Below are 25,498 nucleotides of genomic sequence, written 5' to 3' on the forward strand. Positions count from 1 at the left end.
GGGACTAGCGCGGGCGCGCTTGCCTGAGGGCAGAGGCCATGCGCTTGAGCGCCTGGTCCAGGGTGTCCCGCGGGCAACCGAAATTCAGCCGCACGAAGCCCGGCAGACCGAAGCCCCGGCCATCGGAGAGCCCAACGCCGCCGGCTTCGAAGAAGCCGGCCGGATCATCGAGTCCGGCTTCGCGGCAGTCGATCCATGCCAGATAGGTGGCCTCAGGCGAGGTGGTGCGCAAGCCCTGCATCGCCTCGACGGCTTCGAGCACCCGCGCCCGGTTGCCGCGCAGGTAGTCGAGCAGTGCCGCGCGCCACGGCGCTCCGTCGCGATAGGCCGCTTCGGTGGCGACCATGCCGAGTACGTTCACATGCGGCACGATGCCCCGCATCACGCGGCGGAAGCGGCTGCGCAACGCCGCGTCCGGAATGACCGCGAATGCACAGTACAAGGACGGCACGTTCCAGGTTTTTGACGGCGCCATCAGCGTGATCGTGCGCCGTGCAGTGCGCTCGTCGAGGGTCGCGATCGGAATGTGCGGGCGATCCGCGTCGAGGATCAGGCCGCAGTGGATCTCGTCGCTGCAGATCACCAGGTCGCGCTCGTGCGCAAGTGCGGCGATCCACTCCAGTTCGTCGCGATCGAAGGCGCGTCCCACCGGATTGTGCGGATTGCACAGCATGAACAGCCGGGTACGCTCATCGATTGCTGCAGCGGTGGCAGCACGGTTCCACTGCCAACGGCCGGCGTGCTCTTCGAGCGCACAGCTGACCAGGCGGCGCTCGCTGTTTTCCGGCGCGAACAGGAACGGGGGATAGATCGGCGTGGCTGTGAACACGCCATCGCCCGGTTCACCCACTGCACGACAGGCCAGGTTGAAGCCCGTCACCACCCCCGGCAACCAGACCAGCCAGTCGGGCTCGACGCGCCAGCCATGGTCGCGTTCGATGCCGGCGGTCACGGCCTCGGTCAGCGCGGGCCAGGCGTCGGTGTAGCCGAACACGCCATGGTCGATCCTTCGATGCAAGGCTTCAAGCACCGCTGGCGGCGCCGCGAAATCCATGTCGGCCACCCACAACGGCAGGATGTCGCGGTCGGCGTAGCGTCCCCACTTCTCGCCGGGAACATCCCTGCGATCCGGCGGTCGGTCAAAATTGAAGTCCATGCTTGTTGCCCTGCATTGGGAAGTCGGGAGTGTAACGTGCGATTTGACACGGTTCACCCGCGGGCGGCTATAGATACAATTGCGCAAAATCATCAAGAGCAGATGGGAGACTCACTGTGCAAAACATCATTGCGCATCCGGATGGCATTTACACGGTTGATTCGGGATACGGCGATCGGCCGCAGGTCGCGGCGATCCACCTCATCATCGACCAGGGCCGTGTCGCCATCATCGACACCGCCTCCAATGCCGCGATTCCCCGCATCCTCGGCGGACTGGCCAGCCTCAGCATCGCGCCCGAGGCGGTCGATTGGGTGATACTGACCCACATCCACCTCGATCACGCCGGGGGAGCCGGCAGCCTGATGTATGCCCTGCCCAACGCGTGCCTGGTGGTCCACCCGCGTGGTGTGCGCCACATGGTCGACCCGTCCAAACTGTGGGCGGCGGCAGCGGCGGTGTACGGTGCCGAACGTACTTTTCAGCTCTACGGGCGGCTGGCGCCGATTCCGGAGTCGCGTATCGCTGTGGCGAAGGACGGTATGGAACTGCCGCTCGGCGGGCGCCACCTTCGCGTTCTCGATACCCCCGGGCACGCGCGGCACCATATCGCAATCTGGGACAGTGTCGCGCAGGTGTTCTTCACCGGCGACATCTTCGGCGTCTCGTATCGCGAGTTCGACGTCGAGGGTCGCGCCTTTGTCTTCCCGACCACCACTCCGAGCCAGTTCGATCCCGAGGCCATGCACCGCTCGATCGACCGCATGCTTGCGTTCCACCCGCAAGCGATGTACCTCACCCACTACGGCAGGGTGACCGAGGTGGATCGCCTTGCGGCAGATCTGCATCGCCTGGTCGACACGCAGGTTGCGGTGGCCAGGGCGGCCCGGGGCAACGGCGTTGCCCGCCATGTCGAGATCCTTGCCGGGCTCGAGCAGATCGTGCGCGAGGAAACCGCCCGCCAGGGCTGGGCCCTGTCCGAGGAAGAGGCGCTCGACATGCTCCGCCTCGACCTCGAACTCAACGCCCAGGGACTCGGCGTCTGGCTCGACAGCCTGCGTATCGAAGCGGTAGAGACCGCCTGAGCGGTCACGGATGGTCGGCAGCGGGCGCCCCATCACAGGTCTGCCGCTGATTGGTCCGGGGCTGCGGTAAGATCAGCGGGTTTTCCGCGTCGAGGTCAGCCAGCTCATGTCGTCCGCAGCAGTCCCCGAGTCCTCCGTCCTGCCACCGGACGTCGACCACGAACGCCGTTTCGGCGGGATCGGCCGGCTTTACGGTGAACAGGCGCTTGCCCGCCTGACCGCCGCCCATGTCTGCGTGGTCGGCGTCGGCGGCGTGGGTTCATGGGCGGCCGAGGCACTGGCGCGCAGCGGCGTGGGGCGCTTGACCCTGATCGATCTCGATCATGTCGCCGAATCCAACATCAACCGTCAGGCGCATGCGCTCGACACCACCCTGGGGCAGGCCAAGGTCCAGGCCATGGCCGAACGGATCCGGGGCATCAACCCGCTGTGCCGTGTCACCATGATCGAGGATTTTCTCACGCCGGATAATGCGCTCGCGCTGCTGCAGGGCTTCGACGTGGTCATCGATGCGGTCGACAACGTCCGCGCCAAGGTCGCCACCGCAGTGCATTGTCGGGAGCAGCATATTGCGCTGGTGATGGCCGGCGGTGCCGGCGGCAAGACCGACCCGACCTGCATCCGGGTGGATGACCTGTCGCGTACCGAGCAGGATCCGCTGTTGGCGAAAGTCCGCTCCCTGTTGCGCAAGGAGCACGGTTTTCCGCGCGACCCGCGGAGAAAGTTCGCCATCGAAGCGGTCTATTCCTGCGAGCCCCTGCGTTACCCTGCGGTGGCCTGCGACACCGGACAGGCGCCCCAGGGACTGGCCTGTGCCGGTTATGGTTCGAGCATGGCGATGACGGCCAGTGTCGGTCTGTTCGCGGCGGCACGGGCACTCGAACAGCTGTTGCATGCTCCATGACGGAATGATGATGAACCAGACAGGAACTGCGATGAACCCCATGAACCCTCCTGTCCGCGAAGCGGTGGTGCTGTTCGGCCATGGCGCTCGTGACCCCGAGTGGGCGGGGCCGATGCAGCGTGCGCGCGCGCGCATGCTCAGCGATGCCCCGGACCTGCTGGTCGAGCTTGCCTTTCTCGAGTTCATCAGCCCGACGCTGGAGGGGGCGGTCGATACCCTGGTCGGACAAGGCGCGACCCGGATCGGTGTGGTGCCGGTTTTTCTCGCCCAGAGCGGGCACCTGAAACGCGATATGCCAGCCCTGATCGAGGCCGCACGGCAGCGTCATCCACGCTGCGAGATCCATCTCGTTCCCGCCGCCGGTGAAGCGCCGGAAGTGGTGGCGGCGATCGCGGACTACGCGCGCGCCGCAGTTCGGGCCCCGGGGTAGGCGGACGCGGCGGGACACTGTTTGTGACGACTGCTCCGGCGTGTCAGTTCGGCGCTGGCACGAAGGCGGGAGTCCGATAGCGGCGCTCGATCGCCGGCGAAGCGACCATGTCGTGGTCGCCGTGTTCGAGCGTCAGAACCAGGGACGCTGCGCCGGTCCTTGCTTTCCAGGCACATCTTGACTCACTTGTGTATAAGTATATACTTATATTCATGATGAAAACCAAGATCAGCTTTCTCCTCGCATTGCTTCTCGGCGCATCGTCCCTGCTTGCGGCCGAGGTGCCGACCATGCGCATCGATGCGCGTGCGCTCACCGCTTCCGTGCCTGCCGAGGCCACGATCGAGGCGGTCCGGCAGGTCACGCTTGCGGCACAGGTGGCGGGGCGGGTGCTCGACATCACCGTGGATGCGGGTGATCGCGTGCGCGCGGGCGATCTCGTGCTGCGCATCGACGCGGCCGAAGCGGCTCAGGCCGTGGCCGGGGCGCAAGCAGGGGTGGCACAGGCCGAGGCGAACCGGATCAAGGCGCGGGCCGACTTCGATCGCACCCGCAGCCTGTTCGAACGCAAGTTCGTCAGCCAGTCCGCACTGGACCAGGCGCGCACCGCGATGGATGCAGCCGACGCGCAACTGCGTGCCGCACAGGCGGGCAGTGGGCAGGCCACCACGGTGCAGGGCTATACCCGGATTGCTTCACCGCTCTCGGGTGTCGTGGCTGCACGCCATGTCGAGCCCGGCGAGATGGCCCAGCCCGGCAGGGAGCTGGTGACGATCTATGATCCAGCGGCGCTGCGCGCGGTCGCCGATGTGTCACAGCAACGCATCGCCGCGCTGGGCGGCGGTGCCCTGAAAGCCAGGGTCGAGCTGCCGGATGCTGCACGCTGGATCGACGCCGCGGCAGTGACCGTGCTACCCGCCGCCGATGCGCGTACTCACACCGTAAGAGTGCGCGTCGACCTGCCCGCCGGTACCGAAGGGGTGGTGCCGGGCACTTTTGCGCGCGTGCATTTTCTGTCGGCCGAGCGCACGCGTCTGATGGTGCCGGGCGCTGCGGTGGTACGGCGCGGCGAACTCACTGCGGTTTATGTCGCCGATGACGCGGGTGGTTTCAGCCTGCGCCAGGTGCGCCTCGGGGAAGCGGCCGATGCCGCAGGCGGGATCGAGGTGCTTGCCGGGCTGCATGACGGCGAGACAATCGCCCTCGATCCGGTTCAGGCCGGCATCGTCGCCCGCGGCGCAAGCCGCCGCTGAGCCGGGAGCCCGCCATGAGCGCACCTCTCGGTCTGTCCGGCCGGATTGCCGCCGCCTTCCAGCGCAATGCACTGACCCCGCTCATTGCGCTCGTGCTGTTGCTCGCCGGGATCTTCGCCACCCTGATCACACCCAAGGAAGAAGAGCCGCAGATCGACGTCACCATGGCCAACGTGCTGGTGCCCTTTCCCGGCGCCTCGGCACGCGATGTCGAATCGCTGGTGGCGCGACCGGCCGAGCAGGTGTTGTCGCGGATGAGCGGGGTGGATCACGTCTATTCGGTGTCCCGTCCGGGTATGGCGGTGATCACCGTGCAGTTCGAAGTGGGCGTGCCCAACCAGACCGCACTGGTGCGCCTCTACGACACGGTGCATTCGAACAGCGACTGGCTCTCGCCCCAGCTTGGCGTCGGCGAGCCGCTGATCAAGCCCAAGGGTATCGACGATGTGCCCATCGTCAGCCTGACCTTGTGGACCGCCGACCCCGAGCGTGCGGCCTTCGAATTGCAGCAGGTGGCGCGGGCGGTCGAGGTCGAGCTCAAGCGCATTCCCGGTACGCGCGACGTCGCCACCATCGGTGGCCCGGGACGCGTGGTACAGGTGCAGATGGATGCCGAGCGCATGAGCGCCCACGGCGTCACCGCGCAGGACCTGCGTGCCGCGCTGCAGCTGGCCAATGCCTCGCAGCCCGCCGGCAGCTTGGTGAGCGACAACCGCGAAGTGCTGGTGCAGACCGGCACCTATCTCGAGTCGGCCGAGGATGTGCGCCGGCTGGTGGTCGGCGTCATCGACGGCAAGCCGGTCTTCCTGCGCGATGTCGCCCGGGTCGATGACGGGCCGGATCAGCCGTCGAACTACGTCCTGTTCGGCACCGGCGCCGCCGCCAGCACGGCGCAGGTCGGCGAGTTTCCCGCGGTCACGCTGTCGATCTCGAAAAAGCCCGGAGCCAACGCCGCCGATGTGGCGACGGCGGTGATCGCGCGGATCGGTGCGCTGCAAGGTTCGCTGGTGCCCGACGGGGTCGAGGTCACGGTCACCCGCAACTACGGCGAAACTGCCAATGACAAGGCGCAGAAGCTGATCGGCAAGCTCGCCTTCGCGACCATGGCGGTGGTCGCGCTGGTGTTCTTTGCGCTTGGCCGGCGCGAGGCGGTGATCGTCGGCGTGGCGGTCAGCCTGACTCTAGCGGCCACCCTGTTCGCCTCCTGGGCCTGGGGTTTCACGCTGAACCGGGTCAGCCTGTTCGCGTTGATCTTCTCGATCGGCATCCTCGTCGACGACGCCATCGTGGTGGTCGAGAACATCCACCGCTGGCACACGCTCGAGCCGGACACCCCGTTGTGGCAGCTGATCCCCAAGGCCGTGGACGAAGTCGGCGGGCCCACCATCCTCGCCACCTTCACCGTGATCGCGGCCCTGCTGCCGATGGCCTTCGTCACCGGACTGATGGGCCCCTACATGAGCCCGATTCCGATCAACGCCTCGATGGGCATGTTCATCTCGCTCGCGGTGGCCTTCATCGTCACCCCGTGGCTGGCGCAAAAGCTGATGAAGTCGACTGATGGGCATCAGCACGAAGGTGAAGACAAGCTCACCCGCAAGCTCGACGGCCTGTTCCGCCGGATCATGACGCCGATGCTCGATGCCACCACCGGCGCCCGTGCCCGGCTCAAGCTGTGGCTGCTGGTGCTGGTGCTGATCGTGGTCTCGGTGGCGCTGCCGGTCGTGCAGCTGGTGGTGATGAAGATGCTGCCGTTCGACAACAAGAGCGAATTCCAGGTGGTGCTCGACATGCCGGTCGGCACCCCGGTGGAGGAAACCGCCCGGGTGCTGCGCGAGATTGGCGTCCACCTGTCCGCGGTGGAGGAGGTGACCGACTGGCAGGCCTACGCCGGCACTGCCAGCCCGATCAACTTCAATGGCCTGGTGCGACAGTACTACCTGCGCAGCGCGCCGGAACTGGGCGACATCCAGGTCAACCTGGTCGACAAGGCCCACCGCAGCCGGCAGAGCCACGAGATCGCGATCTCGGTGCGCGAGGCCGTGACGGAGATCGGCCGGCGCAACGGCGGCAACGCCAAGGTGGTGGAAGTGCCCCCCGGGCCGCCAGTGCTGTCGCCGATCGTGGCCGAGATCTACGGCCCGGACTACGACGGCCAGATCGCGGTCGCCAGGCGGGTGCGCGCCGAATTCGAGAGCACGGCCGACATCGTCGGCGTCGACGACACCATCGACGAGGCTGCGCCCAAGCTGTTGCTGCGCGTCGACCAGGCCAAGGCGGCGCGGCTCGGCGTGGCCCAGGCCGACATCGTCGAAGTCGTGCGCCTCGGACTGACCGGCGAGAACGTCACCCCGGTACATGGCGGCGACAACAAGTACGAGATCCCCGTGCGCATCCAGTTACCGTCCACCCGGCAGTCCGATGTGGCGCACCTGCTGGCGATGAAGGTGCGGGCCCGCGGCGGCCAGCTGGTCTCGGTGGGAGAACTGGTCGAGGTGCGAGAGACCACGCGCGAGCAGGTCATCTATCGCAAGGACCTGCTGCCGGTGGTGTATGTCACCGGCGACATGGGTGGCAAGCTCGATTCCCCGCTGTACGGCATGTTCGACATCCGCGACAAGGTTGCCGGCTTGACGCTGGAGGGCGCGCCCGGCCTGGCCGGCACGCTGGGAGAATGGTTCATTCGCGCGCCGGCCGATCCCTACACCGGCTACAGCATCAAATGGGACGGCGAATGGAAGGTCACCTACGAAACCTTCCGCGACATGGGCGCTGCCTACGCCGTCGGCCTGATCCTGATCTACCTGCTGGTGGTGGCGCAGTTCAAGAGCTATCTGGTGCCCTTGATCATCATGGCGCCGATCCCGCTCACCATCATCGGGGTGATGCCCGGGCATGCGCTGTTCGGCGCCCAGTTCACCGCCACTTCCATGATCGGCATGATCGCGCTCGCCGGCATCATCGTGCGCAACTCCATACTGCTGGTCGATTTCGTCAATCAGCAGGTGCGCGAAGGGATCGATTTCGCCGAGGCGGTGATCCGTGCCGCTGCGGTGCGCGCCAAGCCGATCGGCCTCACCGGGCTGGCAGCGATGATCGGCGCGATCTTCATTCTCGACGACCCCATCTTCAACGGCCTCGCGCTGAGCCTGATCTTCGGCGTGTTCGTGTCCACCGTGCTCACCCTGGTGGTGATCCCGGTGCTGTATTTCGCGGCGATGCGCAATCGTCTCGCCCAACTCAAGGAGCCCGACGCATGAAACTCACCACCAACCAGTTCGTCCGCATTTTTGCCGGCGCCTTCGTCCTGATCTCGCTCGCGCTCGGCGTAGAGGCCTCGCCGTTGTTCGTACACGCGAACTTCCTGTGGTTTACCGTGTTCGTCGGCGCAAACCTGTTTCAGAGCGGCTTCACCGGCCTGTGTCCGCTGGAGAGCATCCTGCGCAAGCTCGGCGTCCAGGACCGGTACTGAGTCTCCGGCCACGGGCGGCGGCGACCGGCGCCACATCGCGGTCCGGACAGAGGCTACAATCGGCGCGTTCCCATTCCGAATGGCCACCTGTTCATGAATGATCGTGCCTCTCCGCCCGAGCGTCGGCTGGATCGACGCATCCCGCTCGGCTGTTCCGCCTCCATCCTGCTGCGAAATGGCACGGCCATTGCGGCCGAGTGCATCGAGCTGAGCGTCAGCGGCATGACCCTGCATGCGGCCTACGTGCCGGGTGAGTCGGAAGTGATCGAGGTCGCAGTGGTCTCGCCGAGCGACCGGGTCGATCGCCCGCCGCTGGTGACCCGGCTCAAGGTCGTCCGCTGCCACGCACTGGGCGATGGACGTTACGAGATTGGCGGCAGCATCGTTCGCGTCATCGGATGACCGAGGCTGCGGGCGGCCGGTCAGCGCGCGCCGCGACGCAGCAGCAGCCAGCCCGCAAATACAAGAATCAGCGTGAAATTGATCAGCGACCAGTTGGCGATCGACAGCCCCAGGAAGGTCCAGTCGATCGCGCTGCAGTCGCCTGCGCCGCGAAACAGCATGGGCAGCAACTGGGTCAGCGGAAAGCTTTCCATCAGGTATTCCAGCCCGGGGCCGCACTCGGCAATGTCCGGCGGATTGAGTTGCAGCCAGCTCTGACGCACCGCAACGCCCCCGCCCGTGAGGGCGAGCAAGCCGATCACGGCAGCGTAGACACGGACCCCGTAACCGGTGGGTGCATGCAGTCCACCAATCAGCGCCACGATACCGACTGCGGCCAGCGCGTAGCGCTGCATGATGCACATCGGACACGGTTCCAGCCCGCCCACATGTTGAAGGTAGAGGCCGAAGCCGAGCAGGCCCGCACACATGGCGAACAGGGCGAACAGCAGCGGACGGGCGGGAAGTCTGGAGATCATCGTCGGGATTCTGTGTTGTGCGCGTGTGCGCCGGATTGTAGGCGATCGAGGCCGCCCGGCGCTTCGTAAGCGCGCAAGGGGCAAAGTTCCCGCGCGCTCATGGCGGATGAGAGTCCGCCATCGAAGGCCGTGGCACGGCCGAGGCCAGCATGTCGAGAAAGGCGCGCGTCTTGGCCGGCATCAGGCGGCGTCCGGGAAACACCGCCCACGCTGCGCTCGACGGCAGGCACCAGTCGGGCAGCACTCGCCTGAGCTCGCCATCGCGCACCCACGGCGCGGCAAAGTATTCGGGTACGGCGGTGATGCCGCTGCCCGCCCGCGCCAGCCGGATCAGCAGTTCGGGCGAGTTCGCCACGGTGCGCCCGGGCGGGTCGAGTTCCAGGCGCTGCTCGCCGCGCAACAGAGTCCATTTCATCGGCTCGCCGTTGCGTCCGAGCAATCTCAAGGCCTCGTGGCGGTAGAGTTCGTCCGGCGACGCCGGGGAACCGCGCTCGGCAAGATAGGCCGGGGCCGCATAGAGACCGGTGGAGAAGACTGCGAGCTTCCTTGCCGCCAATAGCGCATCGTCGGGCAGATCGCCCATTCGGATCGCGATGTCGAATTTCTCGCCGAGCAGGTCCACCCGCCGCGGCGACAGGTCCAGCTCGAGCGAGATCGCCGGGTGCATGGCGACGAAGGCGGCCAGGGTATCGACCAGCAGCAGGTTGGCGAAATCGCTCGGCATCGACACCCGCAGGCGGCCGCTCGGGCGTTCCTGACGGTATTCGGCAAGCGCCGAGACCGCCTCGACCTCGGCCACCACCTGGCGCGCATGCTCGAGCAGCACCTCGCCGAATTCGGTGAGCTGCAGCCTGCGTGTGGTGCGGATCATCAGGCGCTCGCCGAGGCCTTCCTCGAGCACGCCGATACGACGCGAAACGGTGGATTTCGGCAGTCCGATCCGTTCCGCGGCACGGCTGAAACTGCCCAGTTCGGCCACCCGGGCGAAGATCAGCAGATCGTTGGCGTCATATTGTTCCATGGTTGGAATAATGTTACTCGATATAGCGTCTTATCAACATGATTGTGCAGATATAGAGTGTGGTCATCGAAACCGACCCCACAGGAGCACATCATGAACATCCTTCAGATCAATGCCAGCGCCCGCAGCGAAGGTGCCAATTCCACCCGTATCGCCAACACCATCGTCGCCCGCCTGCAAGCCACCAATCCGGATGCCGCCCTGATTGTGCGCGATCTGGCGAAAACCCCGCATCCGGTCCTCGACGAGGCCGCACTCGGCGCGCTGTTCACCCCCGCAGACCAGCGCAACCCGGAACAGGCCGCGCGAGTCGCCCTCGACGACGCACTGATCGCCGAGCTGCAGAGTGCCGATGTGGTGGTGCTCGGCGTGCCGATGTACAACTTCGGCATCCCGGTGCAACTCAAGGCGTGGATCGATGCAGTGGCGCGTGCCGGAGTAACCTTCCGCTATACCGCGAACGGCCCCGAGGGGCTGGTGAAGGGCAAGAAGGTCTATGTGGCGCTGGCCCGCGGCGGTCGTTATCGGGGTACCGAGCTCGACTCGCAGGTTCCCCATCTGAAAGCCGTTCTCGGCTTCCTCGGCATGACCGATGTGCATTTCATCTATGCCGAGGGTTTTGCGATGGGTGCGGAAGCGGCCGAGCAGGCACTGGCCGAGGCCGCCAACGACATCGCAGTCGCATTGGGCTGAATTTTACGGGTGGCCTCGGGCCACCCCTTCGACAGGAGATCAGGCATGAACACCTCGACACTTGAGCGCCAACTGCAACCCGAGATCGTCATCCAGCCGAGGACCGTGGAGCGTCTGGTTGCCGGCCGTCCGACTTCGGACGGTGCCGGGGTGAAGCTCACCCGGGTCCTCACCCAGCCGCTGCAGCGCAGGCTCGATCCGTTTCTGATGCTCGACGCCTTCGGCAGCGACAATCCCGACGACTACATCGCCGGCTTCCCCGATCATCCGCACCGCGGCTTCGAAACCATTACCTACATGATCGCCGGCCGCATGCTGCACCGTGACAGCGCCGGCCACGAGGGTTTGCTCGAAAACGGCGGCGTGCAGTGGATGACGGCCGGCCGCGGCGTGGTTCATTCCGAGATTCCGCAGCAGGAGAACGGGGTGATGGAAGGCTTCCAGCTATGGCTGAACCTGCCTGCCCGCGACAAGCTGAGCGCGCCCTGGTACCGCGACTTCGCCGCCGATGACTTGCCGCGCTTCACCACCGCGGAAGGCGTGGACGTCACCGTGATCGCCGGTGCCAGTCATGGCGTGGCTGGAGCGGTCAGCCGTGACGCCACCGCGCCGCTCTATCTCGACCTGCATCTGCCGGCCGGCGCACGCTTTGCGCAGGCGCTGCCGGAAGGGCACAACGCCTTCGTTTATGTGTATCGCGGCGAAGTCAGGATCGGCGAGCAGTCGGTTCCGGTTCAGCGCATGGCGATCCTGGGCAATGCGTCGGGCAGCGACGGGGTCGTGGTCGAGGCGGCAGAAGCGTCACGCGTGCTGCTGATTGCGGGCCGTCCGTTGAACGAACCGATCGCGCAATACGGGCCGTTCGTCATGAACTCGGAGCAGGAGATCTATCAGGCCTTGAGCGATTTCCGCGAGGGCCGGCTCGAAGCATGAGCATCGACGGCGCACATGCACCATGGCCGGAATTCAGTCGCCGGCGTTGAGTATTTGCACCGCGCCGTCCGTTTCCCGGGCCAGACGCGCGCCAAGCGCGCGTCTGGCCTCATCGTCGCCGTGGATCAGCCGTACCTCGGCCGGGAGGTGGCGCATGCGGGTAACGAAACGCACCAGATCGTTCTGGTCGGCATGGGCGGAATAGCCCGGCAGCGTGTGGATGGCGGCGCCGATCCCGATGCGTTCGCCGTCCAGGTCGACATATCCTCCGCGCGGGCCGTAGGTCTGAATGGCGTGACCCGGCGTGCCACGGGCCTGATAGCCAACGAACAGCACGTCGTGGCGCGGGTCGTGAAGCATCGCCTTGAGATAGTTCACCACCCGTCCGCCGGTGCACATGCCGCTCGCGGCGATCACCACGGCCGGTTCGCCACTGCGTGACAAGCGACGCACATTGGCGACATGTGCCTCGTGTTCGTCGATTGCCAGCAGCTGATCGAAGGAGAGGGGCTTGCGCCCTGCACGCACGCGGGCCAGCGCCTCGGCGTCCCAGAAGGGTTGCAGCTCGCGGTAAAGTTGGGTGAAGCGTCCGGCCAGCGGGGAATCGAGGATGATCGGCAGCTTTGCCCAGCGCGCGGCGTGCGGGCCCGGTTTTAGCCGTTGCCGGTGCAGGATGTCCTCGAACTCGTAGAGCAGCTCCTGCGTACGGCCGATGCTGAACGCGGGAATGATGACGGTGCCGCCGTTTCCCAGCGCATGTTCGATGACCGCCTGCAGGCGCTTGCGCCGCGTGCTGCGGTTCTCGTGGATGCGGTCGCCGTAGGTGCTCTCCAGCACCACGAGGTCGGCCTGCCATGGCGGGCGCGGCGCCGGAAGCAGCGGCGCGTGCGGCGCACCGAGATCTCCCGAAAACAGCACCCGACGATGTTTGCCGTCGGGCGTCGTGAGCTCGCATTCGACGTAGGCCGAACCGAGGATGTGGCCGGCCCGCTGCAGGCGGACGCGGCAGCTTCCGCCAGGGCCGTCGAACACGGTGTGCCAGGTGCGCCACGGCAGCGGGCGGATGCGTGACTCGAGCAGCTTCAGGTAGCGTTCGACCAGCTGCCGGTCGCGGCTCACGCCCAGCGCGAAGGCATCGGCCAGCACCACCGGCAGCAGCTTTGCCGACGGTTCGCTGCACAGTATCGGGCCCTTGAACCCGGCCGCCAGCAACCATGGAATGCGCCCGACGTGATCGATGTGGACATGGGTGGCCACCAGCGCCTGCACCTTATCTACCGCAAACCCGATATCCAGTCGATTGGCGCCCGCCTGGCCGTCGGGTGCCGTTTCCGCGCCCTGAAACAATCCGCAATCGATCAGCAGGCTGTGCCGGTCGTCGATGAACAGTTGGTGACAGGAGCCGGTAACGCCATTGAAGGCGCCGTGATGAATGATGTTTGGGTTCATGGTGGCAGTTTAATTGCCAATGTCATCAACCGTAAAGAGTGTGGCGGCAGGCGGAGGTAATCCATGGCCCGCCCCGCCGGATCTGCTCCCGTGGGCGACGACAGGCAATCCGTCCGGTTTACGGTCTGCCACTGCAACGGATTGAAACTCTTTGCTAGGGCGTATGTGATATCCACTGCCGAACATGGCAAACTGACGTCCTGCCTGACCGGGGGATGGCGCGCTCGTGATGTCCCGACGCATTACTCTCGATGACAGGGCGCGCGTGGAGGGGGAAAGGTATCGGGGAACAGAATATCTCCAACGTCATTTTTCGACGCTCATTCTGGCGGAGTTCGACACCGTGGTCCGGATTCGGGCATGCGGGTCGCGTGAAAAGCATTTGTACAAATCAAGAAAACGCTGCCGGGCCCAGTGGCCGGTGGCTGCAGGCGTATGTGTATTTGTTCCTTTGGCTTGTCTATCGTATCTTCGTAGCATGCAGGCAATTCTCGGGGCGTATCATTGGCGTCGTTCAGAAACAGGGGTGTGTTGACCATGAGTAAACAATTTTCGATCGTTCCGGCAGCGATCCGTCGTGTTCTGGCGCTGGTGCTGGTTGCGGGGCTGCTCGGGGGGTGTGCTTCTTCGTTTCCGCCCGCGCCGATGGCGGCGGCCGATGCCGAGTACAGTTACGTGATCGGTGCTGGCGACACGGTCAATATCGTGGTTTGGCGCAACCCAGAACTGTCGATGTCGGTACCTGTCCGTCCGGACGGCAAGATCACTACCCCGCTGGTGGAAGATCTCCCCGCGATGGGCAAGGATGCCACCACCCTGGCGCGCGATATCGAAAAGGAACTGGCCAAGTTCATTCGCGAGCCGGTCGTCACCGTCATCGTGACCGGCTTCGTCGGCCCCTACAGCGAGCAGATCCGGGTCGTCGGCGAGGCGGGAACACCGCAGGTCCTTGCCTACAAACAGAAGATGACCCTGCTTGACGTCATGATCGCAGTGGGCGGCATCACCGAGTTTGCCGATGGCAACAGCGCCACCATCCTGCGTACCGGCGAAGGCAACAAGCAGTACAGCGTGCGCATCAAGGATCTGATCAAGGAGGGCGACGTCTCCGCCAACGTGGAAATGCGTCCGGGCGACGTCCTGATCATTCCGGAGAGCTGGTTCTGATCGCTCCTTTCCATTTACCCAGCCTCGCCTGCCGCCCCGTCGGGCCGGCAGGGTGCGAACGTGACCAAGACTGACCCATGGAAGAACTCGTAAGACAGATCATCGGCTACCTGCGCGGCATGTGGCGCTTCCGCTGGTGGGGACTGGCCCTCGCCTGGATAGTCGGCATTCTTGGCGGCGTGGTGATCTACCAGATACCCGACAAGTATGAATCAACGGCGCGCGTGTATGTCGATACGCAGTCGATCCTGCGCCCGCTGATGTCGGGTCTGGCCGTTCAGCCCAACGTCAACCAGCAGATCGCCATCCTCAGCCGCACCCTGATCAGCCGTCCGAACGTCGAGAAGCTGATCACCATGGCCGATCTCGATCTGGGCGTGAAGAACCCGGTGCAGCGCGAAGCCTTGATCGCGACCCTGAGCACAGGGCTTCGGATTCGTGGTACCGGCCGCGACAATCTGTTTACCCTGGCCTATTCGGACGAACGCCCGGAGCGCGCGCAGCGCATCGTCCAGTCGCTGGTGTCCTTGTTCGTCGAGTCCGGTCTTGGCGGCAAGAGTCAGGATTCAAGCTCGGCGCGGCGCTTCATCGAAGAGCAGATCAAGAATTACGAGCAGAAACTGGTCGAGGCCGAAAACCGGCTCAAGGAGTTCCGTCTCAAGAACATGGCCCTGCTCGGCGACGGCGCTCGCGACTATGTCACCCAGATTGCGCAGATCAACCAGCAACTCGCGCAGGCGCGGCTGGAGCTGCGCGAGGCGGAGGACTCCCGCGATGTCATGCAGCGCCAACTGGTGGGTGAAGAGCCGGTCCTGCTGCCGCACACGCCCAATGCCTCCTCCGTCTCCATCCCCGAGATCGACGGCCGCATCGACGCCCTCAAGCGCAATCTCGACGACATGATGCAGCGCTATACCGATCAGCATCCCGACGTGATCGGCGCGCGTCGCGTCATCGAGCAGCTCGAGAAGCAAAAGCTCGCCGAGATCGAGGTTCGACGCAAGGCGGGTCCCGGTCAGTTCGGTGAACTCAACTCCAACCCCGTGTTCCAGCAGATGAAACTGTCGCTCGCCGAGTCCGAGGCCCGCGTGGCTTCGCTCCGTGCGCGGGTTGGCGAATACGAGTCACGTTCGGAACAGCTCCAGGCCGCAGCCAAGATGCTGCCCCAGCTGGAGACCGAGATGACCCAGCTCAATCGCGACTACGCAGTGCACAAGACCAACTACGACAGCCTGGTGGCACGCCGCGAATCGGCCAATATCGCGGTCGAGATGGACACCCAGGGAGGCATGGCCGAGTTCCGTCTGATCGACCCGCCCAGCCTGCCGGTCAAGCCGTCGGCGCCCAACCGCCTGCTGCTGATGCCGATCGCCGGGCTGGCGGGGCTGGCGGCAGGCCTCGCGCTGACTTTCCTGATCAGCCAGCTCAAGCCGTCGTTCTCCGATGGTCGCACCTTGCGCGAGGTGACCGGTCTGCCGGTGCTGGGGGTCGTTTCCATGCTGGCGACCCCGGAGCGGCGCCGGGCACGGTTGCGCGGCCTGTTCGCCTTCGGCGGCGGGTTGGCGGCATTCGTCGGCGTGATGGCAGTGGCAACCGTGGTTCTGAACTTCATTCAGGGATAGGCAGAGAGCCCGATGAGTCTGATCGAAAAAGCAGTACAACGTCTTGATGCGCTCAAACACGCCGCAGGAGACCAGCAGGCGGTCAACGCTTCAACGCCCGTGAAGTCGCCCGTACCGGAAGCCGTTGTCGAGTCGATGTCGGGGCTGGGGCTGGGGCGGACCTCGTCCTCGATTCCCGAGTCCGGTCCGGTTCCGGTGCCCAATCCGCAAGTGTCGCGCAGTATTCATATCGATCTGCCGCGCCTGGCTCAGCTCGGCATGGTGACGCCCGATTTGCCGCGCTCGGCCATCGCCGAAGAGTTCCGCCTGGTCAAGCGTCCGCTGCTGCAAAACGCGACCGCGAGCGGACCGGCGGCAATCGCGAACGGCAGCCTGATCATGGTCACCAGCGCGATGCCGGGCGAAGGCAAGTCGTTCACCGCCATCAACCTTGCGGTCAGCATGGCGATGGAGCTCGACTACACCGTGCTGCTGGTCGATGCCGACGTGTCCCGTCCCTCGGTGCTCAATCGCCTGGGATTGCCTCCCGAGCGTGGGCTGATGGATGTCCTGTCGGGCGAGGTTTCCGATCTGGGCGACGTGCTGCTGCGGACCAATATCGAAAAGCTCTCGATCCTGCCGGCCGGCATGCCACATTCGCGCGCGACCGAAATGCTCGCATCGGAATCGATGAACCGGCTGCTCGAGCAGATCGCCAACCGCTATGCCGACCGGATCGTCGTGTTCGACTCTCCACCACTGCTGGTGACGACCGAAGCACGCGTGCTGGCGACCCATATGGGACAGGTCGTGGTCGTGGTCGAGGCCGAGAGCACCACGCACGGCACGATCAAGCAGGCCCTGGCTACGATCGAAAGTTGTCCGGTCAAGCTGATGGTATTGAACAAATCGCGGGGCCACGGCGTCGGTTCCTATTACGGATACGGATACGGGTACGGCTATGGCTCAGAAGCGCGACCGGAAGCGGCCTGAACGGCCGGTGGGCGCGCTGCGCCTGCTGGCGCTTGCAGTCGGCGCGATCGGAGCAGGCGGCGCCGTCGCGCAAACCGTCGTCGTGACGCCGTCGGTGGAGACCCGGTTGACCTGGACCGACAACGTTGGCGCATCCAGCGAGAAGGAGTCCGACTGGATCGCCGAGCTCTCGCCGCGCATCGATGTCTCACGCAAGAGCGGCCGGGTAAGTGGTCAGCTTAATGCACAGCTGCGAAATATCGGCCATGCCAACGATACCGACCGAAACACCTCCTTCCTCGCATTGCAGGGGGCGGGCGAGATCGAAGCGGTCGAGAATCTGTTTTTTGTCGACTTCGATGCCAGGATCAGCCGCGACAATCTCTCCGCCTTCACCGGGCGCAGCGCCAATGACGACCTGAACACCGACGCGGACAACGAAACCCGCAGCTGGTCGATCGGTCCCCGGCTGGAGTTCCGCCTCGGCCCGACTACCCAGGGCTCGGTGAGCTATTTGTCGCGCTGGCTCGATTCCGGTGGGTCGTCGGTCGGCAATCAGCGCCTGGAGCGATGGGGTGCGCAGGTGAGCAGTCCGGTGGCGACCCGGGTGTTTGGCTGGGGGCTCGACCTCAGCCGCACCGAAACCGAGTACGACGATTCGGCCAACCGCAATGTCGCCGAGGAAATCGGGCGCGCAACCCTGTTCATCAATGTGACCCGGCAGTTTCGCCTGCGGGCGATCGGTGGTTACGAGTCGAACGACTATGCCTCCAGCCAGGGTGACAGCGGCAGCATCTACGGCGGCGGCTTCGACTGGTATCCGTCGACGCGTACGAGCATTTCCGGAACCGCGGAAGAGCGCATGTTCGGCACCGGTTACAACTTCAGTTTCAAGCATCGGGCGGCGCGCTCGACCTGGGATGTGTCCTATGTGAAGGACTTCTCGTCGTCGGCACAGGCGTTCGGCGGCAGTATCTTTCAGGATCCCCAGTTCCTGACTTTCTTCAATGATCCCATCCTGGTTGCGTTGATTCCCGACAATGCACAGCGCGAAGCGTTCGTGCGGCTCTTGCTGGGCTATCCGGCAACCGGTGGCTCGGGGAACGTTGTCACCAACGCGCAGCTGTTGTCGAAAACCTTCCGTGCCGGGGTCACGCTGATCGGTGTGCGCAACACGCTGTCGTTCTCGGCCCAGCAGTCGGATCGCTCGCGCCTGAGCTCCCTGACTGGCCTGTCGGCGGACGATGACTTCGCGTTGTCCGACACGATCAAGACCACGTCGGCAACCGTGTCCTTCAGTCACAAGCTCAGCGGCACGTCGTCGCTCACCAGCGCAGTGACGCGGTCGCGTTCCCAGGGGGATGCCGGTACCGATCTCGACACCCGGCGACTCATGGCCACGGTCGGCCTCAGCAAGACGCTCGGTCCCAAAACCAGGGCCGGCCTGACCTATCGTTACCAGCGCTCCGATGCCGGCGGTGCGTCAGCCGATTTTACCGAGAATGCACTCATGGCCAATCTCGGCATTACTTTCTGATCGACGCGCTGATGTACGAAACCTATTTCAAGCTCCGTAGCAAGCCGTTCCAGCTCAATCCCGATCCTGCCTTTTTCTTCGGCAGTCGCGGTCACCGCCGGGCGATGGCCTATCTCGAATACGGTTTGCATCAGAGCGAGGGCTTCATCGTCATCACCGGCGAGATCGGGGCGGGCAAGACCACCATCGTGCGCAGCCTGCTCGAGCATCTCGATCCGGAGAAAGTGGTGGCCGCCAATCTGGTCAGCACCCAGATCGACGCCAGCGACATTCTGCGCATGGTGGCGACGTCTTTCGGCCTGCCGAGCCGCGCGATTGACAAGGCCGGACTTCTGCTCGCGCTCGAAACCTTCCTGGTGCAAACCGCAGCCTCGGGCAAGCGTGCGCTGCTGATCGTCGACGAAGCGCAGAATCTGACCCCCGCCGCCGTCGAAGAGCTGCGCATGCTGTCCAATTTCCAGCTCGAAGATCACGCCCTGCTGCAGAGCTTCCTCGTCGGCCAGCCCGAGTTTCGCGACATCATGCAAAGCGCCGAGATGCAGCAACTGCGTCAGCGCGTGATTGCGTCCTATCACCTCGGTCCACTCGATTCGGAAGAAACCCGCTCCTACATCGAGCACCGTCTGCATCATGTCGGATGGGCGGACGACCCCCTCTTCGATCCGGCGGCCTTCGGTGTCATCTACGGCTACACCGGCGGCATTCCGCGTCGCATCAACACCTTGTGCGACCGCCTGCTGCTGGGGGCATTCCTGGTCGAACGTCACACCATCGGCGAGCAGGATGTGCGCGAGGTGATCGACGAACTCAAGGAGGAGTTCGCCACCCCGCGCAAGCACGTCGCGGAGGGTGGAGGCCGCGCGCTGGATATGTCCACCCTGGCGCTCGATCGCCTGCGGGTCAGTGACGGGCTCGTCGCCCGCGCTGCCAGCCTGACCGCCAGTACCGATATCCAGCGTCTCGAAGCCCGGCTGGTCGGGCTCGAGCAATCGGTCGCGGCCACCCACGACATCCTCAACCAGTTGCTGCAGGCGGTGCGTCGAGATCCCGCAGACGGAGATCCCCAGGCATGAGCACCGCGGCTCCCGCTGTCGCTCCCGCCCCCATCATCTGCGTGGTGGGCGCGCGTCCCAACTACATGAAAGTGGCGCCCATCATCCGCGCCTTTGCCGCGCATCGACCGGCGCTGCATACGCTGCTGGTACACACCGGTCAGCATTACGACCCGGCGATGAAGGACCGCCTGTTCATCGACCTGGAGCTGCCCGAGCCCGACGTCAATCTTGCGGTCGGATCCGGCTCGCATGCGGTGCAGACCGCCGAGGTGATGAAGCGCTTCGAGCCCGTCATCGACCAGTACGGGGCGCGTGCCGTGCTGGTGGTGGGCGACGTCAATTCTACCCTGGCCTGTGCCCTGGTCGCGGTCAAGCGCAACATCCCGGTGATTCACGTCGAATCCGGCCTGCGCAGCAACGACCGGCGCATGCCCGAAGAGATCAACCGAATCCTCACCGACCAGATCTCCGACCTGCTCTACACCACCGAGCGCAGTGCCCACGCCAATCTGGCGCGCGAGGGCATTGCCGAGGAGCGGGTCGTGTTCGTGGGCAACGTCATGATCGACAGCCTGCGCGCCAGTCTTCCCAAGGCGGTTCCGCCGGCCGAACTGCTCGCCGCGGCCGGCGTCGACCCGGTGCGGATCGCCGGCGGCTACGGCGTCGTCACCCTGCATCGGCCGTCCAACGTCGACCAGGCCGTAACCCTCGGCCCGATCGTCGATGCGCTGCGCCAGATCAGCCGCAAGCTGCCGCTGATCGTCGCCCTTCATCCGCGTACCCGCAACAATCTCGAGCGCTTCGGCATGCTCGACCGGATCGACACGCCGGGCTTCATCCTGCTGCCGCCGCAGGGCTACCTCGAGATGCTCGGGCTCATGTCCGGCGCCTCGATGATGCTCACCGACTCGGGCGGCATCCAGGAAGAAACTACCGCACTCGGCGTACCCTGCCTCACCATCCGCGACAACACCGAGCGCCCGATCACGATCGAACAGGGTACCAACACCCTGGTCGGAACCGATCCCGGGGCGCTCGTCGCCGCGGCCGACGCCATCCTCGCCGATGGCGGCAAGGCCGGTCGCATCCCCGAGTACTGGGACGGCCACACTGCCGAACGCATCGCCAGCCATTTGTCGGGCTGGCTCGAATCCCGCGAGGCCGCGTCGACGGCGTCGGCTTGAGTCCGTTGCAGATGAAGACCCCGACCACACCCCTCATCAACGCCCTGACCATCGACGTCGAAGACTATTTCCAGGTCTCGGCGCTGGCGCAGCATTTTCCGCGCAAGGATTGGGAGTCGGTGCCGTGCCGGGTCGAACGCAACGTCGAGCTCATCCTCGGGCTGCTGGATCAACGCGGCGCCAAGGCAACCTTCTTCATCCTCGGCTGGGTGGCCGAACGTTACCCTCAACTGGTGCGCCGGATTGCCGAGGGCGGTCACGAAGTGGCCAGCCACGGTTACAGTCACGAGCGCGCCAGCGCGATGACGCCGGCGGCCTTTCTTGCCGACATTTCGCGCGCCAAGGCGGTACTCGAAGACATCGCCGGGAATGCGGTCACCGGTTATCGCGCGCCGAGCTTCTCCATCGGCCTGGGTAACCTGTGGGCCCACGACACCATCGCCGAGGCGGGCTACGTTTACAGTTCCAGCGTCTACCCGGTCAAACATGACCATTACGGCATCCCCGATGCCCCGCGTTTTCCCTATCTGCTCGGCTCCGGGCTGATGGAAATCCCGGTCACCACCATGCGCTGGCTCGGACGCAACTGGCCGGCAGGCGGGGGCGGCTACTTCCGTCTGCTGCCCTATGTGGTATCGCGCTGGCAGATCGCCAAGGTCAATCGCGACGACCAGCGCCCCGCGATCTTCTATTTCCATCCGTGGGAGATCGATCCCGGACAGCCGCGGGTGGCCGCGGCTTCCGCCAAGACCCGCTTCCGCCACTATGTGAATCTCGGTCGCACCGAGCACCGGCTCAAGCGCTTGCTGGCCGACTTCAGCTGGGGCAGGGCAGACCACGTTTTCCGCAAGTCCGTCTGAGCAGGCCGACCGCACACCATGGACCGTCTGCCCTTGATCGTCAAAACCCTGAGCCCGCCGGATGTGCCGCGCTGGGATGCGTTCGTGCATGCCTGCCCGCAGGCCACCTTCTTTCACCTCGCAGCCTGGCAGGGCATCACCGAGCAGATTTTCCGCCACCGCAGCTTCTTTCTCTATGCCGAGCGCGCCGGTGAAATTGTCGCGATATTGCCGCTGGCCGAAGTGCGGAGTCGTTTGTTCGGTCATGCGCTCACCTCGCTGCCCTTCTGTGTCTATGGGGGCATCGCTGCAGACGTCGAAGCGGAAGCCGAGGCCGTCGCCGCGCTCGAGGCCGAAGCCGAGACCCTCGCGCGCAGGCTCGGCGTGCAGCACCTCGAATACCGCAATCTTCACGTCCGCCACGCCGACTGGCCGCGGCAGGAACTCTACGTCACCTTCCGCAAGGCCATCCTGCCCGAGGTCGAGGACAACATGCTCGCCATTCCGCGCAAGCAGCGGGCCATGGTGCGCAAGGGCATCAAGAACGGGTTGATCAGCCACATCGACGCCGACGTCGACCGGTTCTTCGCGCTCTATGCCGACAACGTGTTGCGGCACGGGACGCCGGCGCTGCCCAAGCGCTTTTTTCAGCGCCTCAAGAGCACATTCGGCGACAACTGCGAGGTCCTCACCGTCACCGATGGCGCGGGCAAGGTGTTGTCCAGTGTGCTGAGCTTCTATTTTCGCGACGAAGTCCTGCCCTACTACGCCGGCGACGATGTTGCTGCCCGTCATTTTGCCGCCAACGACTTCAAGTACTGGGAGCTCATGCGCCGCGCCTGCGAACGTGGCTGCAGACTGTTCGATTACGGTCGCAGCAAGATCGGCACCGGCCCGTGGAGCTTCAAGAAAAACTGGGGTTTTGAGCCGCAACCCCTGTCTTACGAATATCGCCTGTACAAGCGCGACGGCATTCCGCAGAACAATCCGACGAATCCAAAGTACCGGCTCTTCATCGCGCTGTGGCAACGTCTGCCGGTAAGCGTCGCCAACGCCATCGGGCCGCACATCGTGCGCAACCTGGGATGAGCCTGGAACATGCCAACGCCCGGAGAACCGATGTCGCACGCTGAAGTGAAGGGATCCGGTGGCCCCCTCGCTCGTTTCTGGACGATCGTCGGACTCCTGCTCGGGGTCTTCGCCTGGGTGGTCGGCTGGTACTGGGAGACTGCCGTAGAGATCGCCGGCATCTGGTGGAAGTCCGATACTTTTGCCCACGGCCTGGTGGTCTTTCCGATCTTTGCGTGGCTGGTGTGGCAAAAGCGCGAGGCGCTGGACCAGTGTCGTCCGGCCGCTGCGCCGGCGGTCCTGGTTGCGATCGTGCTTGCGGGCGTGGCGTGGCTCGGCTCGGAGCTGATCAGCGCTTCGGGCCCCGCACATTTCTCGCTGGCCGTGATCCTCGTTGCCAGCTTCGTCGCCGTGCTGGGCAGACAAGCCGCACGGGTGCTCGCATTTCCCCTGCTCTTCCTGTTTTTCGGGGTTCCGATCGGCGAGTTCCTGCTTCCCGTGCTGATGAGCTACACGGCGGACTTCACCGTGATCGCGTTGCGTGCGACCGGCATCCCGGTATATCAGGAAGGGCTCTACTTCGTCATTCCGAACGGACGCTGGTCGGTGGTCGAAGCCTGCAGCGGGCTGCGCTACCTGGTGGCGTCGCTGATGATCGGTTCGCTTTACGCGTATCTGAACTATGTCAGTCTCAAGCGCCGGCTGTTGTTCATGCTGGTCGCACTGCTCGTTCCCATCGTCGCCAACTGGATCCGTGCCTACATTACGGTCCGGGTCGGCTATCACTTCGGGTCGGAATTCGTCGAAGGCTTCATCCACATCGTTTACGGCTGGGTCTTCTTCGGGGTCGTCATTCTGCTGATGTTCTGGATCGGCAGCCGCTGGCATGAGGCGGTCCCGGCAAGGACGACGGCAGGGGAGCATCCCGCTCCTGCCAAGCCGGCTGGATGGCTGGCGCTGGCCGCCGTCGGCGTCGCGGTTGCGTTCTTCCCGCTGATGCTTGCCCAGCTTCAAGGCCCGGTCGTTCCCTTTACGGTTGCACTCGAGGCGCCGCCGGCGCAACCCGGGTGGACGCTTCAAGGCGACGAGGCGAACACCTACCGCCCGGCCTTCAAGGGCCATCGCGGCGAGGTATTCCAGACCTATCGACGGGACGACGGCGCCACTGTTGGCCTTTACGTTGCGTACTACGCCGAGCAGCGCAAGGGGGCCGAACTGGTCATGCACGGCAACAGTCTGGATGGCCGGGAAGGGTCGGGCTGGGCGCGCACCGGCACCCGGGAGGACCACCTGCCGGTCGGTCCCGTGCGCAATGCCGCCCTGCGTCGAGGCGAACAGCGCATGGAGCTGTGGAGCTGGTACTGGATCAACGGCCGTGTCGTGAACAGCGATTTCATTGCCAAGGGGCTGCTTGCCATGGACCGGATCATGGGCCGCGCGGACGATTCGGCAGTGATCGTCATCGTGGTGCCGACGCGCGAGCTGGAGCTGTCCGGCGAGGCCGTTGCCGAGGGCTTTGTCCGTGACTACGGGGCCGCCATCAGCGCGATGCTGCAGACCGCCGAGGCCGCACCGTGAGCTCCAGCCGCCCGCTCGTGATGCATGTCGTCTACAGCTTCAGTGTCGGCGGGCTGGAAAACGGCGTGGTGAATCTGATCAACCGCATGCCGGCGGACCGATTCCGCCACGCGGTCGTTGCTCTCACCGAATGCAGGCCGGGTTTCCTGCGCCGGGTAACGCGTGCCGACGTCGATTTCATTTCGCTGTACAAGACCCCCGGTCATGGCCTCAAGGTCTATCCGCAACTCTATCGCCTGTTTCGCGAGCATCGCCCGGCCGTCGTCCACACCCGCAACCTGGCGGCGCTCGAGGCGGTCGTGCCTGCCCGCGCCGCGGGCGTGCCGGTATGCATCCATGGCGAGCATGGCTGGGATGTATCGGACCCGACTGGCTCCAGGCGCAAGTTCCAGTTGATGCGCCGCATCTACAGCCCTTTCGTCAGCAAGTACGTGGCGCTCTCGGAGCATATCGAGTCCTATCTGGTCGACCGGGTCGGCATCGCGCCGGCGCGCATCGAACGGATTTGCAATGGTGTCGATACCGTGCGTTTCCAGGCTGCGGCCGATGGGCGGGCAATGCTGGCCGGATCGCCCTTCAATGCCTGCGGGTTCGTGCTTGCCGGAACTGTCGGACGCCTGCAGGCGGTGAAGGACCAGCTCAATCTGGTCCGCGCATTTGCGCTGGCGCGGCAGCAGGGCGGTCCGGCCACTGCCGCGCTGCGTCTGGTGATTGCCGGTGAGGGCCCGCTGCGCGGGGCGCTCGAAGCCGAGATCCGCGAGGCCGGCATCGGCGAGTTCGTCTGGCTCGCCGGTGAGCGCCACGACGTGCCCGAGGTGATGCAGGCGCTGGACATCTTCGTGCTGCCGTCGAAGGCGGAAGGTATCTCCAACACCATCCTCGAAGCGATGGCCAGCGGCCTGCCTGCGCTCGTGACCGATGTGGGCGGCAATTCGGAACTGGTCGTGGCGGGGCAAACCGGCACGCTGGTACCGGCCGGGAGTCCCGCGGCACTCGCCGATGCGTTGCGCATTTATGCCGAAAATGTTGCAATGCGCAAAGCGCATGGCAGGGCAGGTCGGCATCGGGTGGAAGCCGGTTTCAGCCTCGACGGCATGGTTGACCGTTACGCTTCGGTATACCGTGACCTGCTCGGCGCGACCGCGCCTTCGCGCCTCACCGCCTGACATAGGATCTTCAAT

General features: G+C 65.0%; 23 protein-coding genes. 19 read left to right on the top strand and 4 right to left on the bottom strand.

Annotated features, from left to right (window positions below):
• Nucleotides 1-4 precede the first annotated feature (4 nt).
• Complete coding sequence (locus AC3A35_RS17735) at nucleotides 5-1,156, bottom strand: MalY/PatB family protein (protein WP_487437521.1); 1,152 nt, start codon at nucleotides 1,154-1,156, stop codon at nucleotides 5-7.
• Nucleotides 1,157-1,272: 116 nt separating this feature from the next.
• Between AC3A35_RS17735 and AC3A35_RS17740 the strand changes: the two genes are divergently transcribed.
• From AC3A35_RS17740 to AC3A35_RS17770, 7 genes are all read left to right on the top strand, one after another.
• Entirely contained in the window at nucleotides 1,273-2,241 is a 969-nt protein-coding gene (locus AC3A35_RS17740; RefSeq protein WP_487437522.1) for an MBL fold metallo-hydrolase, read from the top strand.
• A gap of 106 nt (nucleotides 2,242-2,347) precedes the next feature.
• Nucleotides 2,348-3,145, top strand: coding sequence for a tRNA threonylcarbamoyladenosine dehydratase (locus tag AC3A35_RS17745; RefSeq protein WP_487437523.1), 798 nt, complete (start codon nucleotides 2,348-2,350; stop codon nucleotides 3,143-3,145).
• Between the two features lie 31 nt (nucleotides 3,146-3,176).
• Nucleotides 3,177-3,575, top strand: a complete 399-nt coding sequence (locus tag AC3A35_RS17750) for a sirohydrochlorin chelatase (RefSeq protein ID WP_487437524.1) — start codon at nucleotides 3,177-3,179, stop codon at nucleotides 3,573-3,575.
• A 212-nt stretch (nucleotides 3,576-3,787) separates the two neighbouring features.
• Complete coding sequence (locus AC3A35_RS17755) at nucleotides 3,788-4,828, top strand: efflux RND transporter periplasmic adaptor subunit (protein ID WP_487437525.1); 1,041 nt, start codon at nucleotides 3,788-3,790, stop codon at nucleotides 4,826-4,828.
• 14 nt (nucleotides 4,829-4,842) lie between these two features.
• Nucleotides 4,843-8,088, top strand: coding sequence for an efflux RND transporter permease subunit (locus AC3A35_RS17760; protein WP_487437526.1), 3,246 nt, complete (start codon nucleotides 4,843-4,845; stop codon nucleotides 8,086-8,088).
• The gene (locus AC3A35_RS17765; RefSeq protein WP_487437527.1) at nucleotides 8,085-8,300 is read left to right on the top strand and encodes a YgaP family membrane protein; all 216 of its coding nucleotides are present in this window, start codon (nucleotides 8,085-8,087) and stop codon (nucleotides 8,298-8,300) included. The genes AC3A35_RS17760 and AC3A35_RS17765 overlap by 4 nt, the downstream gene beginning before the upstream one ends.
• Before the next feature lie 93 nt (nucleotides 8,301-8,393).
• Nucleotides 8,394-8,702 carry a PilZ domain-containing protein gene (locus AC3A35_RS17770; RefSeq protein WP_487437528.1) on the top strand — a complete coding sequence of 103 codons (309 nt, stop codon included), beginning with the start codon at nucleotides 8,394-8,396 and terminating at the stop codon, nucleotides 8,700-8,702.
• A 20-nt stretch (nucleotides 8,703-8,722) separates the two neighbouring features.
• On the opposite strand, the gene AC3A35_RS17775 is transcribed toward AC3A35_RS17770, so the two are convergent.
• A complete protein-coding gene (locus AC3A35_RS17775; protein ID WP_487437529.1) occupies nucleotides 8,723-9,220 on the bottom strand; it encodes a disulfide bond formation protein B in 498 nt (165 codons plus the stop codon).
• Nucleotides 9,221-9,317: 97 nt separating this feature from the next.
• Nucleotides 9,318-10,241: a LysR family transcriptional regulator gene (locus AC3A35_RS17780; RefSeq protein WP_487437530.1), complete on the bottom strand. Its 924-nt coding sequence runs from the start codon at nucleotides 10,239-10,241 to the stop codon at nucleotides 9,318-9,320.
• 93 nt (nucleotides 10,242-10,334) lie between these two features.
• Here AC3A35_RS17780 and AC3A35_RS17785 point away from each other — a divergent pair, with 93 nt between their 5' ends.
• Complete coding sequence (locus tag AC3A35_RS17785; RefSeq protein ID WP_487437531.1) at nucleotides 10,335-10,934, top strand: FMN-dependent NADH-azoreductase; 600 nt, start codon at nucleotides 10,335-10,337, stop codon at nucleotides 10,932-10,934.
• A gap of 45 nt (nucleotides 10,935-10,979) precedes the next feature.
• Entirely contained in the window at nucleotides 10,980-11,867 is an 888-nt protein-coding gene (locus AC3A35_RS17790) for a pirin family protein (RefSeq protein WP_487437532.1), read from the top strand.
• A gap of 33 nt (nucleotides 11,868-11,900) precedes the next feature.
• On the opposite strand, the gene AC3A35_RS17795 is transcribed toward AC3A35_RS17790, so the two are convergent.
• A complete protein-coding gene (locus AC3A35_RS17795; protein WP_487437533.1) occupies nucleotides 11,901-13,316 on the bottom strand; it encodes an MBL fold metallo-hydrolase in 1,416 nt (471 codons plus the stop codon).
• A gap of 537 nt (nucleotides 13,317-13,853) precedes the next feature.
• Here AC3A35_RS17795 and AC3A35_RS17800 point away from each other — a divergent pair.
• The 10 genes from AC3A35_RS17800 to AC3A35_RS17845 all read left to right on the top strand — a co-directional run bounded on the left by AC3A35_RS17800 (nucleotide 13,854) and on the right by AC3A35_RS17845 (nucleotide 25,483).
• Nucleotides 13,854-14,483 (top strand): XrtA/PEP-CTERM system exopolysaccharide export protein, encoded by a 630-nt coding sequence (locus AC3A35_RS17800; RefSeq protein ID WP_487437534.1) that lies wholly within the window; start codon nucleotides 13,854-13,856, stop codon nucleotides 14,481-14,483.
• Between the two features lie 77 nt (nucleotides 14,484-14,560).
• Entirely contained in the window at nucleotides 14,561-16,105 is a 1,545-nt protein-coding gene (locus AC3A35_RS17805; protein ID WP_487437535.1) for an XrtA system polysaccharide chain length determinant, read from the top strand.
• A gap of 12 nt (nucleotides 16,106-16,117) precedes the next feature.
• Entirely contained in the window at nucleotides 16,118-17,077 is a 960-nt protein-coding gene (locus AC3A35_RS17810; protein ID WP_487437536.1) for an XrtA-associated tyrosine autokinase, read from the top strand.
• Nucleotides 17,046-18,593: a TIGR03016 family PEP-CTERM system-associated outer membrane protein gene (locus tag AC3A35_RS17815; RefSeq protein ID WP_487437537.1), complete on the top strand. Its 1,548-nt coding sequence runs from the start codon at nucleotides 17,046-17,048 to the stop codon at nucleotides 18,591-18,593. Before AC3A35_RS17810 ends, AC3A35_RS17815 begins: the two co-directional genes overlap by 32 nt.
• 11 nt (nucleotides 18,594-18,604) lie before the next feature.
• The gene (locus tag AC3A35_RS17820; RefSeq protein ID WP_487437538.1) at nucleotides 18,605-19,666 is read left to right on the top strand and encodes an XrtA/PEP-CTERM system-associated ATPase; all 1,062 of its coding nucleotides are present in this window, start codon (nucleotides 18,605-18,607) and stop codon (nucleotides 19,664-19,666) included.
• Nucleotides 19,663-20,832, top strand: a complete 1,170-nt coding sequence (gene wecB / locus AC3A35_RS17825) for a non-hydrolyzing UDP-N-acetylglucosamine 2-epimerase (protein WP_487437539.1) — start codon at nucleotides 19,663-19,665, stop codon at nucleotides 20,830-20,832. The genes AC3A35_RS17820 and wecB overlap by 4 nt, the downstream gene beginning before the upstream one ends.
• Before the next feature lie 11 nt (nucleotides 20,833-20,843).
• Nucleotides 20,844-21,692 (top strand): XrtA system polysaccharide deacetylase, encoded by an 849-nt coding sequence (locus AC3A35_RS17830; RefSeq protein WP_487437540.1) that lies wholly within the window; start codon nucleotides 20,844-20,846, stop codon nucleotides 21,690-21,692.
• Between the two features lie 18 nt (nucleotides 21,693-21,710).
• Complete coding sequence (locus AC3A35_RS17835; protein ID WP_487437541.1) at nucleotides 21,711-22,760, top strand: FemAB family XrtA/PEP-CTERM system-associated protein; 1,050 nt, start codon at nucleotides 21,711-21,713, stop codon at nucleotides 22,758-22,760.
• 30 nt (nucleotides 22,761-22,790) lie between these two features.
• A complete protein-coding gene (gene xrtA, locus AC3A35_RS17840; protein ID WP_487437542.1) occupies nucleotides 22,791-24,317 on the top strand; it encodes an exosortase A in 1,527 nt (508 codons plus the stop codon).
• A gap of 20 nt (nucleotides 24,318-24,337) precedes the next feature.
• Complete coding sequence (locus AC3A35_RS17845) at nucleotides 24,338-25,483, top strand: TIGR03088 family PEP-CTERM/XrtA system glycosyltransferase (protein ID WP_487437702.1); 1,146 nt, start codon at nucleotides 24,338-24,340, stop codon at nucleotides 25,481-25,483.
• The last annotated feature ends 15 nt before the right edge of the window (nucleotides 25,484-25,498 follow it).

It is taken from the genome of Azoarcus sp. Soil_N_20 (assembly GCF_057656155.1).

Coding starts and splice junctions, on each gene's coding strand:
- AC3A35_RS17750 (WP_487437524.1), top strand. CDS start 3,177: ATGAACCCCATGAACCCTCCTGTCCGCGAAGCGGTGGTGCTGTTCGGC.
- AC3A35_RS17835 (WP_487437541.1), top strand. CDS start 21,711: ATGGACCGTCTGCCCTTGATCGTCAAAACCCTGAGCCCGCCGGATGTG.
- AC3A35_RS17785 (WP_487437531.1), top strand. CDS start 10,335: ATGAACATCCTTCAGATCAATGCCAGCGCCCGCAGCGAAGGTGCCAAT.
- AC3A35_RS17760 (WP_487437526.1), top strand. CDS start 4,843: ATGAGCGCACCTCTCGGTCTGTCCGGCCGGATTGCCGCCGCCTTCCAG.
- AC3A35_RS17845 (WP_487437702.1), top strand. CDS start 24,338: ATGCATGTCGTCTACAGCTTCAGTGTCGGCGGGCTGGAAAACGGCGTG.
- AC3A35_RS17765 (WP_487437527.1), top strand. CDS start 8,085: ATGAAACTCACCACCAACCAGTTCGTCCGCATTTTTGCCGGCGCCTTC.
- AC3A35_RS17755 (WP_487437525.1), top strand. CDS start 3,788: ATGATGAAAACCAAGATCAGCTTTCTCCTCGCATTGCTTCTCGGCGCA.
- AC3A35_RS17790 (WP_487437532.1), top strand. CDS start 10,980: ATGAACACCTCGACACTTGAGCGCCAACTGCAACCCGAGATCGTCATC.
- AC3A35_RS17805 (WP_487437535.1), top strand. CDS start 14,561: ATGGAAGAACTCGTAAGACAGATCATCGGCTACCTGCGCGGCATGTGG.
- AC3A35_RS17795 (WP_487437533.1), bottom strand. CDS start 13,316: ATGAACCCAAACATCATTCATCACGGCGCCTTCAATGGCGTTACCGGC.
- xrtA (WP_487437542.1), top strand. CDS start 22,791: ATGTCGCACGCTGAAGTGAAGGGATCCGGTGGCCCCCTCGCTCGTTTC.
- AC3A35_RS17815 (WP_487437537.1), top strand. CDS start 17,046: ATGGCTCAGAAGCGCGACCGGAAGCGGCCTGAACGGCCGGTGGGCGCG.
- AC3A35_RS17735 (WP_487437521.1), bottom strand. CDS start 1,156: ATGGACTTCAATTTTGACCGACCGCCGGATCGCAGGGATGTTCCCGGC.
- AC3A35_RS17830 (WP_487437540.1), top strand. CDS start 20,844: ATGAAGACCCCGACCACACCCCTCATCAACGCCCTGACCATCGACGTC.
- AC3A35_RS17800 (WP_487437534.1), top strand. CDS start 13,854: ATGAGTAAACAATTTTCGATCGTTCCGGCAGCGATCCGTCGTGTTCTG.
- AC3A35_RS17770 (WP_487437528.1), top strand. CDS start 8,394: ATGAATGATCGTGCCTCTCCGCCCGAGCGTCGGCTGGATCGACGCATC.
- AC3A35_RS17810 (WP_487437536.1), top strand. CDS start 16,118: ATGAGTCTGATCGAAAAAGCAGTACAACGTCTTGATGCGCTCAAACAC.
- wecB (WP_487437539.1), top strand. CDS start 19,663: ATGAGCACCGCGGCTCCCGCTGTCGCTCCCGCCCCCATCATCTGCGTG.
- AC3A35_RS17820 (WP_487437538.1), top strand. CDS start 18,605: ATGTACGAAACCTATTTCAAGCTCCGTAGCAAGCCGTTCCAGCTCAAT.
- AC3A35_RS17780 (WP_487437530.1), bottom strand. CDS start 10,241: ATGGAACAATATGACGCCAACGATCTGCTGATCTTCGCCCGGGTGGCC.
- AC3A35_RS17775 (WP_487437529.1), bottom strand. CDS start 9,220: ATGATCTCCAGACTTCCCGCCCGTCCGCTGCTGTTCGCCCTGTTCGCC.
- AC3A35_RS17745 (WP_487437523.1), top strand. CDS start 2,348: ATGTCGTCCGCAGCAGTCCCCGAGTCCTCCGTCCTGCCACCGGACGTC.